Source organism: Pseudoalteromonas arctica A 37-1-2 (assembly GCF_000238395.3).
In the GTDB taxonomy this organism is placed as follows: domain Bacteria; phylum Pseudomonadota; class Gammaproteobacteria; order Enterobacterales; family Alteromonadaceae; genus Pseudoalteromonas; species Pseudoalteromonas arctica.
The window spans coordinates 191,449-204,990 of the sequence record NZ_CP011025.1; the positions used below are offsets into that span (position 1 = coordinate 191,449).

Sequence of the window (13,542 nt, forward strand, 5' to 3'; positions counted from 1 at the left end):
GGAATTACCATGAAATTAGTGCCAAGATACACAGACATTACGGAAAACTTTGCGATAGAAGATTTTCCTGCAAGTGTTGCCTCTCCTCAGTTATTGCTGTGGAACGAGAGCTTAGCAAAAGAGTTTAATATTAACGTTGCAGCTGATTTGCGTGCTAGCACTTTTAGCGGTAACGAGAAACAGGCGATTCCTGCGGTAGCACTTGGTTACTCTGGGCACCAATTTGGGCATTTTTCACCACGTTTAGGCGATGGGCGAGCGCATTTGCTGGGCGCTATTAATGATGATAAAAACCAGTTGTGGGATATTCAATTAAAAGGCTCTGGTGCTACTCCTTACTCAAGAGGGGGAGATGGGCGTTGTGCTCTTGGTCCTGCTATTCGTGAATACGTAATGAGCGAGGCAATGCATGCACTAGGCATTAAAACCACACGCTGCTTAGCTGTTGTTGGTAGTGGTGAAACGGTTTATCGCAATCCGCCACAAGCAGGCGCAATAGTGACTCGTTTAGCAACGAGCCATATTCGTGTTGGCTCGTTTCAATATTTAGCAACGCAAGGCGATGTTGAAGGGCTTAAAAAATTAGCCGATTTAGCCATTGATCGACACTACCCAGAAATAACCGATACAGGATCGCAGCGTTATTTAGCATTTTTAGGCGCTGTGATTAAAAACCAAGTTAAGCTAGTTGTGAGCTGGATGCGTGTTGGCTTTATTCACGGAGTAATGAATACCGATAATACGCTAGTAAACGGAGAAACCATTGATTACGGCCCGTGTGCCATGATGAATAGCTTTGACTTTGATACCGTATTTAGCTCTATCGACAAACAAGGTCGGTATGCATTTGGTAATCAACCTAATATAGCTAACTGGAACTGTGCTCGCTTAGCTGAGAGTTTAATACCACTTATTAGCGATGATGACGAGCAAGCGGTTTCATTAATGACGCCATTTATTAATAGTTTTGCTGAGCAGTTTAATACTGAGTTTACGGCTATGTGGGCACAAAAACTGGGTTTAAATGAATCTTGTAATAGTAGCGGCGAGTTAATCGCAGAGTTGTTAACACTATTAAAAGATAACCAGCTCGACTACACCAATACTTTCGATGCGCTTACTGAATCCTTAAAAGAAGAAGTAGTAATACCAGAGTCGCTAATTGAATGGAGAGCTAAGTGGGTAAGCTTAACCGACGATAATAGTTATGAAGTAATGAGAGCGGCAAATCCTCGTGTAATTCCTCGTAATCATGTGATCGAAAAAATAATTGCAGAGTATAATGCTGCAGGGGCTAGTGAGTTACTACAGCGCTTTATGAAAATAGCCAGTAACCCGTATTCTGACAGTGAAAAATTATCAGAATTTCAAGCTACGCCGATAAATGATAATGATTACCAGACTTTTTGTGGTACTTAATTGTTAGAATTTAATGTAACTACATGATTCAAAAGAGTCATTTTTCAACCAAATGTGAGCATATATGTTTGGGAATGAAAACTCTGGTGGTATTATGCGCCGAATTAAAGTGAGGCAATATTTTTGTGCATATACTAAGTGCATTTTATTTAATTGCCCTTACATTCCTTGCTCAATACTAATCTACAAAAACTACTATACTTATTTTTCAATAAAGTTTTAATTTCGCCTATAGTAAGTGGATGTGTGTTGTGACTGGGCATAGAAAAAAGTTATAAACTTTATTTTTCGTTAAGTATTGATTAACAAAGGCTCAGTTAGTCTATATAAAACTGATTGAGCTAGTATTGATTAGCTACAATTTTAAATTGTTCAAATGGGAAGAAAACAATGAAATTAAAATCACTTACAATCGCAATCGCGTTAGCTGCAACTAGCGCATCTTCATTCGCTGCTGATAAAGAGCCTGGTTTCTACATTGGCGCTTTTGGCGACTACTATGACGCATCTTGGAGAAACATCCGTGGGCAAAATGGCCTTGACGTAAACGAGTCAACTGGCTGGGGTGTAGAAGCTGGTTACCGTTTCAGTGATTACTGGAGCGCACGTCTTGAGTATGCAGATATGGACTTTAATGCTTTTGATAAAGTAAATGGCAACCGCGACAATGTTGATGGCGAACGTTACGGTATTGATGCTCTTTACCACATTGATGGCGGTCCTTTCTACGGTCTTTTCGGTATTAAAGAAATGGACATAGTAGATGACAATACATTCCTAAATGCAGGTGTTGGTTACCAACATTTCATTACAGATGGTTTATTTGTTAATGCTGAAACAGCTGTATACCAAGGTCTTGATAAAGGTTATACAGATGTAGGCGCTAAAATTGGTATTAACTACTTATTCGGCCAAAATTCAGCTCCTGTAGAGCCAGTTAAACCAGCTCCAGAGCCTAAGGTAATTGAAGTAGCTGTAGCTCCTACAGATAGCGACAACGACAACATTCCTGATGCAGATGATAAGTGTGCTAACACACCTATGACTGATGCAGTTGATGGCACTGGTTGTACTTTATATGAAGATAAAGAAGTAACTGTAAGCTTATTAGTGACTTTCCCTAACAATGCTTCAGCAGTATCTACTCAGTACTTAAACGATATTGAAAAAGTATCTGCATTCTTAAAAGAGTACCCAGATACAACAGTACTTTTAGAAGGTCACACTTCTTCTGTAGGTAAAGCAACTTACAACAAATGGTTATCTAAAAAACGTGCTGATGCAGTAGCTAAGCAATTAGTTTCTGATGGCATTGCTAAAGACCGTATTACTACAGTTGGTTTAGGTGAAGAGCGTCTTAAAAATGATGCAAACACTAAAGCTGCAAACGCAGAAAACCGTCGTGTAGAAGCGCATATCAAAACTATCAAAAACGTTAAAGTTTTACGTTAATTAAATAGTTTGTAATAAAAACCCAGCCAAGTGCTGGGTTTTTTTATGCCTGTAATAAATTAATATTGGTTAATGGTAATGATTCTTACTTAACAAGTATTCATGAAAATAGTTTTTACTACAACCACTATTCATAGTATTTATAATCGGTATAATCAGTTGCGTAACTGGATGGATTTTCATCTATCCATAAAAGCTTTATAATTACGCGTTAGAATACTATAAGTATTGGGTAACTTATTTGCGCTTGAAGCGCTACCGGATACTTTCACGTCACCAAGAGGGCAATATTGTGCTACAAGAATATCGTAAACACGTAGAAGAACGTGCCGCGTTAGGTATCGTACCAGCGCCATTAGATGCTCAGCAAACTGCTGATCTTATTGAATTAATCAAAACTCCACCAGCAGGTGAAGAAGAATTCATTTTAGATTTGTTCATTCAGCGTATACCAGCAGGTGTTGATGATGCTGCTTATATTAAAGCGGGCTTCTTAGCAGCTGTAGCTAAAGGTGAAACTAATTCTCCACTTGTTTCTAAAGAAAAAGCGGCAGAATTATTAGGTACAATGTTGGGCGGTTACAATATCGCACCAATGATTGACCTACTTGATGACGAAACACTTGCACCAATCGTAGTTAAAGGCCTTTCAAATACATTACTTATGTTTGATGCGTTCTACGATGTAGAAGAAAAAGCAAAAGCAGGTAATACATTCGCTAAGCAAATTATTGAGTCTTGGGCAAATGCAGAATGGTTTACTAATAAGCCAGCTGTTGCTGAAAAGATCTCAGTTACTGTATTCAAAGTAACTGGCGAAACAAATACTGATGACTTGTCTCCTGCACCAGATGCATGGTCTCGTCCAGATATCCCACTTCATGCTTTAGCAATGCTAAAAATTGAACGCGATGGTATTACACCTGATAAAGCGGGCGAAGTTGGTCCAATTACTCAGATTGAAGAATTAAAAACTAAAGGTTTACCACTTGCTTACGTAGGTGATGTTGTTGGTACGGGTTCTTCTCGTAAGTCTGCAACTAACTCTGTACTTTGGTTTATGGGCGATGATATCCCATTCGTACCAAACAAGCGTGTTGGCGGTGTATGTCTAGGTAATAAAATTGCTCCAATCTTCTTCAACACAATGGAAGATTCAGGCGCATTACCAATCGAATTAAATGTTGATGAACTCAACATGGGCGAGCAAATCGACATTTATCCGTACGAAGGTGTTGTTAAGCAACATGGTACTGATAAAGTGATTTCTACTTTTGAGCTTAAATCTGATGTGATTTTAGATGAAGTTCGTGCTGGTGGTCGTATTCCACTAATTATCGGTCGTGGTTTAACTGATAAAGCGCGTACATCTCTTGGCTTAGGTGCAACTGATACATTTAAAGTACCAACAGCAACAGAAGTTTCTGATAAAGGCTTCACACTAGCGCAAAAAATGGTTGGTAAAGCATGTAACGTTGCAGGTATTCGCCCAGGTCAGTACTGTGAGCCTAAAATGACAACTGTTGGTTCGCAAGATACAACAGGTCCTATGACACGTGATGAACTTAAAGATCTAGCATGTTTAGGTTTCTCTGCAGATTTAACAATGCAGTCATTCTGTCATACATCAGCTTATCCTAAGCCTATCGATGTAAGCACTCACCATACGCTTCCTGATTTCATCATGAACCGTGGCGGTGTTTCACTTCGTCCAGGTGATGGTATTATTCACTCGTGGTTAAACCGTATGTTATTACCAGATACCGTAGGTACTGGTGGTGATTCACATACACGTTTCCCATTAGGTATTTCATTCCCAGCAGGTTCGGGTGCAGTAGCATTCGCAGCAGCAACTGGTGTTATGCCACTTGATATGCCTGAATCTATTTTGGTTCGTTTTAAAGGCGAAATGCAACCAGGCATCACTTTACGTGACCTTGTTCATGCAATCCCTTACTACGGTATCAAACAAGGTTTATTAACAGTTGAGAAAAAAGGTAAAATTAACGAATTCTCTGGTCGCGTACTAGAAATTGAAGGCGTTGAGCACCTAACTGTTGAGCAAGCGTTTGAATTATCAGATGCATCTGCAGAGCGTTCGGCAGCAGGTTGTACTGTTAAGTTATCTAAAGAGTCTATCTCTGAATACCTTGAGTCAAACATTGTTATGCTTAAGTGGATGATTTCTGAAGGTTACGGCGATGTACGTACGATTGAACGTCGTATTACTGCAATGCAAGATTGGTTAGCTAACCCAGAACTAATGGAAGCTGACGCTGATGCAGAGTACAAGCATATCGTTGAAATTGATTTAGCTGAGATTAAAGAACCTGTTCTTTGTGCTCCAAATGACCCAGATGATGCGCGTCTTCTTTCTGATGTTGCTGGCGAGAAAATTGATGAAGTATTCATCGGTTCTTGTATGACTAACATTGGTCACTTCCGTGCTGCTGGTAAGTTGCTTGATGGCTTTAAAGGTCAACTTCCGACTCAGCTTTGGGTTGCTCCACCTACTAAGATGGACAAAGACCAACTTACAGAAGAAGGTTACTATGGTATTTTTGGTCGTGTTGGCGCACGTATCGAAACTCCAGGTTGTTCACTATGTATGGGTAACCAAGCACGTGTTGCAGATAAAGCAACGGTTGTGTCTACCTCTACACGTAACTTCCCTAACCGTTTAGGTAATGGCGCAAACGTATTCTTAGCATCATCTGAGCTTGCTGCAATTGCTGCAATCATTGGTAAATTACCAACAGTTGCTGAGTACCAAGAGTATGCTGCGAAGATCAATGCAACGGCTTCAGATACATACCGTTACTTGAACTTCCACCGTATGCCTGCTTACACTAAAAAAGCAGACAACGTGATTATTCAACAAGCTGTATAATTTTTAGAGTTTGTTTAAAAACCCGCTTAGGCGGGTTTTTTATTGGCTAAAATAAATATTAGATAGTTCATGCTTCTTTTTTTATATTATTGTATTAAATCTAGTCTTAAGTTGCTTTTAAAGTAAGTAATCGCGCAAAAAATCCTATCAAAATGCATTAAAATCCTCATCAATATTCTCATTATTTTAGGCGAGATTTTATGACAGCATTAAACAACCAGAATTTACTGCAACTACGTTTTGTTAACCAAGCAAATATTGATTTGGTTAAGCCTTCTTTTGATAACCTGCCTGCAAATCCTTATGCAGATGGCGCCTTTCGTAAACGTCGTTACTCAGTAGTCAAAATGCAAGATGGTGAAATAAAGCTACAGCAAGCCAAAGCATTTGTTCAAGACGATTCAATTAATACTTTTCAAGGTAATGTAGAGCGTACTTACGAAAACCTAGAGCAAAGTTTACTTGAGTCAGAAGGCATGAAAAGCATTGTAAATGAGTTTCGCCAACTTACGGGTATTGATGAGCAGCGTGATATTGAAATTCATCAGTTCCGTATGCTTGCTATTAACAGTGATACGCCAGCAGCGCCAGAAGGCGTACATCAAGATGGTTTTGATCATGTATGTATATGCGGCGTTTCTCACGAGAACTTAGAAGGCGGCGAGCTACTTGTATACGAAAACAAGCAAGCTGAGCCTTGTTTTAAAATGGAAATAAAAGACGGCATGTTTGCATTAATAAATGACCGTCAAGTGTGGCACAACGCAACACCTATGAACAAAATTGATGCTAGCAAACCAGGTTACCTGGATTGTTTTGTATTAACGTCTTAAGGAATAAGCATGAACATAACGCAATTACGTGAGCAGTTTCCTGCATTAATGCAAAACGTTGATGGTAAATCGCCAATATTTTTAGACGGACCAGGTGGCTCGCAGGTACCAACATCGGTGCTTAATGCGATGACAGCTTACTTAGGTCATTATAATTCGAACTTAGGTGGTGCGTTTTTTTCAAGTGATAAAACGGTTGAGTTGATGGCGAATGCGCGTCAAGCCGCCGCTGATTTACTTAATGCACCTAGCTCACAACAAATTGTGTTTGGTCCAAACATGACCAGCCTAACATTTAGCTTTAGCCGTGCAATTTCACGTGACTGGCAGGCTGGCGATGAAATAATTGTAACCAATGCCGATCATTTCTCAAATGTATCGTCGTGGCAACAAGCCGCAGAAGATAAAGACGTAAAGGTAAATACAGCGCTTATTAATGAAGCTGATTGCAGCTTAGATATGGCGCAATTTGAAAGCCTATTAAACAGTAATACTAAGCTCGTAGCGGTAACGTATGCGTCAAATACCACAGGTTCAATTAACAATATTAAACGTATTGTTGAGCTTGCTCACGCTGTAGGCGCACTTGTTTATGTTGATGCAGTACATTACGCACCACACGAGCTTGTTGACGTGCAAGCACTTGATTGCGATTTTTTAGCCTGCTCTGCATATAAGTTTTTTGGCCCGCATTTAGGCATGGTTTACGGTAAAAAAGAACATTTAGACGGGTTTACACCTTATAAAGTTGAGCCAGCTAAAGACGTAGCACCAGGTCGTTGGGAAACCGGCACACAAAGCTTTGAAGCTATGGCGGGCTTTATTGCTGCTGTTGATTACATTGCAGCAATTAGCGAACTTGACGATAGCCATTCACGCCGCGAAAAGTTAAGCATAGCTTTTGCTAAAACTAAACAACACGAAATGGCGCTTAGTGAGCACTTTTTAACGCGCTTGGTAAACTACCCACGTATTAAGTTGTTTGGTATTGATGACTTTGATCGCTTAAATGAGCGTACACCTACTTTTGCTTTAATTTTTGAAGGGCTTGAGCCACGCGCCGTTTCAGAATTTTTAGGTAAGCAGCATATTTGTGTGTGGGATGGTAATTTTTACGCGCAAGGTTTGTGCAAGCAATTAGATGTGCTTGATAAAGGCGGTGTAGTGCGCATTGGTTGTATGCACTACAACACGATTGAAGAGCTAGATCAGTTGTTTAATTTATTTGATGAACTGCTCGGTTAAATAATACTGATTTTGGTGCGCTAACTATTTGGCGCACCATATATTTGTTCTGCACGATTAAACAACACCCACGATGTTAAAATATACTTATCGTTTGATACTGGCTTATTACCCCTGTGGGTATGTGTAAAGTAGCCAGGAGCTATTACCATAGTGCCTTTTTTAGGTGCTATTTTACGATTTTGATAGTAAAACTCCGTTTCACCGCCTTCATCAACATCGTTTAAATAAAACATAAATAACAACACGCGATGCAAAGCTTCATTGTGCTGTAGCTGCGGGTAAACTTCACTATGCCAGTAAGGGTAGCCACCTTTGTTTACTTCATATTTTTGCGCTTGAATATTACCAAGTCTAAAAATTTGCTGAACTAGCAAAGGTAATTGCGGTTTACCCACTTCTTCAAAATTTTCTTGGGTTAAATCGACTACTTCCCCTGTTTTTGGGTGATAGACCTTTAAGCCAAATGCCCCAATCATCATAAAAATATGCTCTTCAACATACTTAAAAACATGCTGTGCAGTCGTTTGTTGTATATGTTTTAATTGTTGTGCATATTCGGGGTGATTATTTAAGTGTAGGTCGTGACTGTCTTTTTTCTTTAAGTCGACACCGCCCGATGTTACCCCTTGTTTTACATGCGGGCTTTGCGCGAATGTGGAAATAAATTCATCGCAAAACTCATCGCTTAATGCGTTATCAACAACGCGTATAAAGTCCGTCATGGTTTACCTTTATATAATTATTATTGGATTTTTATGTTTATTGAAAAAGTGATGCCGCGCTTTAGCGAAACAGATGCACTCGGACACATTAACAATACCGTACTACCTGTATGGTTTGAAGTCGCACGTGGACCTATTTTTAAGTTTTTTACACCGGACTTAAATCCACATGATTGGAAATTGATTATCGCCAAAGTTGAAGTGTCGTTTGTAGGCGAATTATTTTATGGCCACGAAGTGACCGTAAAAACCTCTGTAGAGCATATAGGCACTAGCTCTTTTACGCTTAGACAGGAAGCATGGCAACACGATAAATGCTGCGCAATAGGCAAAGCTGTGATGGTGAGGTACGACTTTGTTGCTAAATCAAAACAAGCGCTTAGTATTGACGAAAAAGCGGCGCTTAACGAGCATATTACTGCTGAGTCGTAACTTAGCTAATAAATGACCTTTTAGTGACAAACGCTTGGTTTGTCATATTCTTAGCATAATTGAATGCTAGATTAATCCTCTTAAATATAACGACTAATACAGTTGTTTTTACTTTTTGAACTAAGAGGTTGTTAAAGCTATTTTATGATTATCGAGTCATTTTTTGAAAAATTATATATCGAGCACAACAGTGAACTAAATCGTAGAGTCCGTGATTTTTTTGGGGCAAGCCTTAGCGACCATGAAGATTTAGTGCAGGAAGCATTTAGTAATATGTTGTCGCACCAGCATATTGATAAAATAGAATTTCCGAAAGCTTATCTGCTTCGTTCAGCTATTAACATTGGTTTAAATTATCGTTCTCGTTCTCGTTTTAAAAATACCCAATATTTGTCAGACGACATCCTCGATAATATTGATGAACCACTATGTACACAAGGTAGCCCTGAGGATCTATGTAGCATGAATTTACGAATTGAATATATTTCAGATGCGATGAATACGCTTACAGATAAGCAGCGAGACCTTATAGTACGTAGCCGAATTCATGGTGAAACATATCAACAAATTAAAGTGGCAACAGGGTTTAGCCTAGGTGATATAAGCCGCCAAATGCAAAGTGCTATTGAGCAATTGCATAGCTACATAAGTGCCAAAAATGCGTGACTAAGTTCCCTAGTCACGCTAATCCTCTCCTTGTACGCGTTATTATATAGAGCCATAGGTTATCTTCGTTTTATTGCGGTTATTTAATAGGAAGAACCATTGAAGGCTGCCTCCCTTGACCATTAATTTTAAGTTGGGTTGGCGAAAATTCAAGAGTGCTAAATGCAGTTGTATCGGTATCAAGCATCGCATGAAAAGTTACAAAGTGAATGCCGTCTTTTTTTGCGTAGTTACCTACATGGTTATGACCATTAAACCATGCTTTTACGGTTGAATACTGGCTAATAAGGGTTAGCACTTCTTGCGCGTTCCATAGGTTATGATTGTTCTCCGGAAAAATAGGAAAATGACTCAGTAGCACAACAGGTTGCTCTTTTACTTGCGCTACTTTTAGCTTCTCTTCTAACCACTTAAGCTGTTTTATACCAATTGCGCCATTCCAATCTTCATGCCCTTTATATTGAGAGTTAAACAAGGCCATATTTTGTTGATGTTTTTTACTATTTTTAGGCCATGCGTAAGTGCTCACATCGTTGCCATCTAAAGCAATAAAAAGCCAGCCGTTTACTTCAAAGCTGTAGTACCGCGCGGGCATATTTAATGTGTTAGTTATGCGCATTTTAAACTTATCATCTACCGAGAATTCATGGTTTCCTAATACATGATAAAGGGGAGGGTTAAGTGACGATGATATTGTATTTAATGGGATAAAACTTTTAAATTCACGGTCGATAAAGTCGCCTAAATGTAATACTCCCGATAAAGGCAGAGCATTAAATTGCTCAACCGCAGTGCTGAACTTTTGAGGGCAAGATGTATAGTGTCGAGTACCTTTATTGGCTTGTTCTGCATATTGGCAATCGGCAACAATACCTAAAGTAAATGTGTCATTTGCAGCAATTGATGGGCAACAAACCAAAAGCAGGAATAAATTAATAAGTAATGAAACAGTGTGTTTTTGCATAACTTTTTTCCTTAAAGTTACTGGCTGCAAAAGCAGCCAGTTTAGAGGTGAGAGCTAAAATTTATACGACATACCTAACGCAAAATTACGACCACTTTGTGAGTAAGATTGGGTTCTGTGATCGAGGAATTGGCGAATCGCTTCGTCGGTTAAGTTTGTTGCTTCAAAGGTTATTTTTACTTGCTCTGTAATATTCATGAACGATTTAAAATCAACAAACGTTGTTTCATCGTATCCTGCAACAATGTTTTGCTCTGAGCCTTCCCCTGTAATGTACTCATCACGATAAGAGCTCGATACACGCATGCCCCAACGCGGCGTTTCATAATAAAGGGTAAAATTGTGAGACAATTCAGATAAGCCAGGAGGAGTAACGCTGATGCGCTCACCTTCGTTAAATAAAATAGTTTCGCCATCAGCAATGGTTACATTACCGAGCATTCCTAAGTAATTGAATGGCTCTGGTAAAAAATCAAAGTCCATTTGAAACGCAATTTCTAAACCAGTGACATCTGTAGAATCACCATTTATAGGTTGTGAAACGGTAAACTCAGATTGCGCATTTACGCGCGGGTCAAAATCTAAAAATTCTAGAGGGTAACCCGTTTGCTCATAAGGTAGGGTCACTGATTGCTGGACAATAAATGACTCCATATCTTTATGGAATAATGCAATAGCCAAGCTTGACGAATCACCATAAAACTCAAATGATGTTTCGAATGAATCAGCGACAAAACGCTCTAAATTAGGGTTACCAGCACTGATAAATTGATCTGCAACACCCACTTGCCCAGCCGCTTTTAATTGATTTAAATTTGGTCGAGAAATATTGCGATTTGCACCAAAGCGGACTAACCAATTATCAGAAATATCAGCAACAACATTTAAGCTTGGTAGTAAATCGGAATAGGTTTTACTAAATTCAATTTGCTCAAAACCTGCTCCAGTATTAACTTCCCCGCTCGATGTTTGTTCAGTTTCGTACCAACGCAAACCTAAGTTACCTCTAATTGGGAAGTTACTTATTTCGGTGTTCCATAAATACTGTGCATAAACCCCAATAGTATCTTCTTCAATTTGATATACAGTACCAGGGCGATTATGAGAGGCGTCTAACTCTCGAGAAATTAAACCTGTTGCAACAACACGCTCAAAAGTAGCTTGGTTATCTGCAATAACATAGTCATGTAAAATTGGGATGTTTGTTATTTGGAAAACAGCTTCAGGTGAATTTGGGTTGTTTTCCCAATCGACACGGTCTCTGCGTTCAAAGCCATCTGATTGATAGTTTTTAGACTGAAGACCAAACTTAAATGAATGTACATCATTAAGTTCATAATTAAAATCTACTTGATACGTGTTGTATTCATTGCTTATTTCATCTTCGCGGACATCAGTTCGCATTAATGCCCACTGGTCAACGTCGGTAATATCAAAGTCGTAAGTATTTTGACCATATTTAGCATTGCGCCAATCAACAGAAAACGCATGGTCGACAGATTCACTAAAAACTTTATCGTTTATAGGCTGCTCAAAAGTAGATTTTGATAAACCAAACATGGTTGTCATGTATAGTTTATCGGTTAGTTCAAAATTGCCACTGAGTGATATTTGGTGAAAATCAGTTTCGCCAAAACTTACTTTTGACTCGGTACGTAAATCAAGACCTTCAAATGAGGCGTATACTAAATCGTCACCTTCAATAGCTGCATCAACGAGTAACTGATTTGCCGTCACATCGCCAGTAAATGCGTTTGTGCCCGCTGTTGATAATTGGTTTTCAATGCGATCGTTAGATAGCTTTCCGTATAAAATATCCAAATCAAAAGACATTGCATCAGAAGGTTGCCACTGAAATGCAGCGGTAATACCGGTACGTTTACGTGTATTAGCCCAAGATGCAATGTTATTAGCGCGAGATACAAACACACGGTCATTACCCGTGGCATTGACCAAACGGTTTTTGATAACGGCATCAACTGAATCTGCAACATTATCATCACCAAAGCTCGCTTGTTTCCAAGACCACACATGATAGCCTTCTTCAATTGTATCTACTTCAGAATAAGCAACCGATACGAGCGCACCAAAATTTCCCCAAGTATTTGATAACAAACCAGCAAAGCGAGGGTCTGAATGCTCTGTTCTATCATTATAAATACCTTTTACACTTACAGTACCTTGTAGTCCTTCTTCAGAATTATCAAAAGGTTTTGCAGTATGTAAATCAACAGTACCGGCAATACCCCCTTCATCTAATGACGCATCATACGATTTGTACACATCTACGCGATTAAATAGTCCTGAGGCAAAAATACTGAAATCAAAATCTCGAGAGCGAGATGCACCACCACGTTGGTCAATACCTGAATCGCTTGTAAAAAGTGCTTCCATGCCATTTAAGCGTGTGCGTGTAAAATTAGGACCCAAGCCACGTAGCGATATTTGACGACCCTCACCTGAGTCACGCGAAATAGATACACCTGGTACACGCTGTAATGACTCAGCTAAGTTGGCATCAGGGAATTCGCCAATGTCTTCAGCTAATATGCTGTCTTGCGAGCCAATGGCATTTTTTTTGAGTTCCTTACTACGGGCTAGGTTAGAACGGTAGCCTGTTACCGTGATCGCTTCCATTTCCTGCTGAACTTTATCACTTTGAGCTGCATGTATAGGGCTGCTTGCTAATATGAATGTGCCAGATACAGCGCCAACTAATATACTCAGTTTATTAAGTCTAAATGGGATCATAATTCCTTTCTTCTCTCAGTTAATGTTTATAAATACTAAAAACAAAGTGCACACGCAGCGATTAAGCTGGATTAAATGGTGCAGACATCAACTAAACAAAGTAAGGCTGAAAATTTTCCAAATAAAAGAGTGGTTTAATAAAACTTTAACATATGTCGATTGGTT

General features: G+C 39.2%; 10 protein-coding genes. 7 read left to right on the forward strand and 3 right to left on the reverse strand.

The genetic code is table 11. The features are described 5' to 3' along the window. The first annotated feature begins 9 nt into the window (after positions 1-9). The 5 genes from PARC_RS00900 (at position 10) to PARC_RS00920 (ending at position 7,839) form a co-directional block, all read left to right on the forward strand. A complete protein-coding gene (locus PARC_RS00900; protein WP_010554806.1) occupies positions 10-1,419 on the forward strand; it encodes a protein adenylyltransferase SelO in 1,410 nt (469 codons plus the stop codon). A 390-nt stretch (positions 1,420-1,809) separates the two neighbouring features. Continuing rightward, positions 1,810-2,871 (forward strand): OmpA family protein, encoded by a 1,062-nt coding sequence (locus PARC_RS00905; RefSeq protein WP_010554807.1) that lies wholly within the window; start codon positions 1,810-1,812, stop codon positions 2,869-2,871. Positions 2,872-3,163: 292 nt separating this feature from the next. Beyond that, positions 3,164-5,761, forward strand: coding sequence for a bifunctional aconitate hydratase 2/2-methylisocitrate dehydratase (gene acnB / locus PARC_RS00910; RefSeq protein ID WP_007579986.1), 2,598 nt, complete (start codon positions 3,164-3,166; stop codon positions 5,759-5,761). Between the two features lie 200 nt (positions 5,762-5,961). Further along, complete coding sequence (locus tag PARC_RS00915; RefSeq protein ID WP_008167256.1) at positions 5,962-6,594, forward strand: 2OG-Fe dioxygenase family protein; 633 nt, start codon at positions 5,962-5,964, stop codon at positions 6,592-6,594. Positions 6,595-6,603: 9 nt separating this feature from the next. Next, positions 6,604-7,839: a cysteine desulfurase-like protein gene (locus tag PARC_RS00920; RefSeq protein WP_010554808.1), complete on the forward strand. Its 1,236-nt coding sequence runs from the start codon at positions 6,604-6,606 to the stop codon at positions 7,837-7,839. A gap of 20 nt (positions 7,840-7,859) precedes the next feature. Here PARC_RS00920 and PARC_RS00925 read toward each other — a convergent pair whose 3' ends face one another. Beyond that, on the reverse strand, positions 7,860-8,564 hold the full coding sequence (locus PARC_RS00925; RefSeq protein ID WP_010554809.1) for a 2OG-Fe(II) oxygenase: 705 nt from the start codon (positions 8,562-8,564) through the stop codon (positions 7,860-7,862). A gap of 33 nt (positions 8,565-8,597) precedes the next feature. Between PARC_RS00925 and PARC_RS00930 the strand changes: the two genes are divergently transcribed. After that, positions 8,598-8,996: an acyl-CoA thioesterase gene (locus PARC_RS00930; RefSeq protein WP_010554810.1), complete on the forward strand. Its 399-nt coding sequence runs from the start codon at positions 8,598-8,600 to the stop codon at positions 8,994-8,996. Positions 8,997-9,140: 144 nt separating this feature from the next. Beyond that, entirely contained in the window at positions 9,141-9,662 is a 522-nt protein-coding gene (locus PARC_RS00935) for an RNA polymerase sigma factor (protein WP_010554811.1), read from the forward strand. A 79-nt stretch (positions 9,663-9,741) separates the two neighbouring features. Here the strand turns inward: PARC_RS00935 and PARC_RS00940 are convergent, their stop codons facing one another. Beyond that, complete coding sequence (locus PARC_RS00940) at positions 9,742-10,626, reverse strand: metallophosphoesterase (RefSeq protein ID WP_010554812.1); 885 nt, start codon at positions 10,624-10,626, stop codon at positions 9,742-9,744. A gap of 54 nt (positions 10,627-10,680) precedes the next feature. Next, positions 10,681-13,377, reverse strand: a complete 2,697-nt coding sequence (locus PARC_RS00945; protein WP_010554813.1) for a TonB-dependent receptor — start codon at positions 13,375-13,377, stop codon at positions 10,681-10,683. Positions 13,378-13,542: the final 165 nt, after the last annotated feature.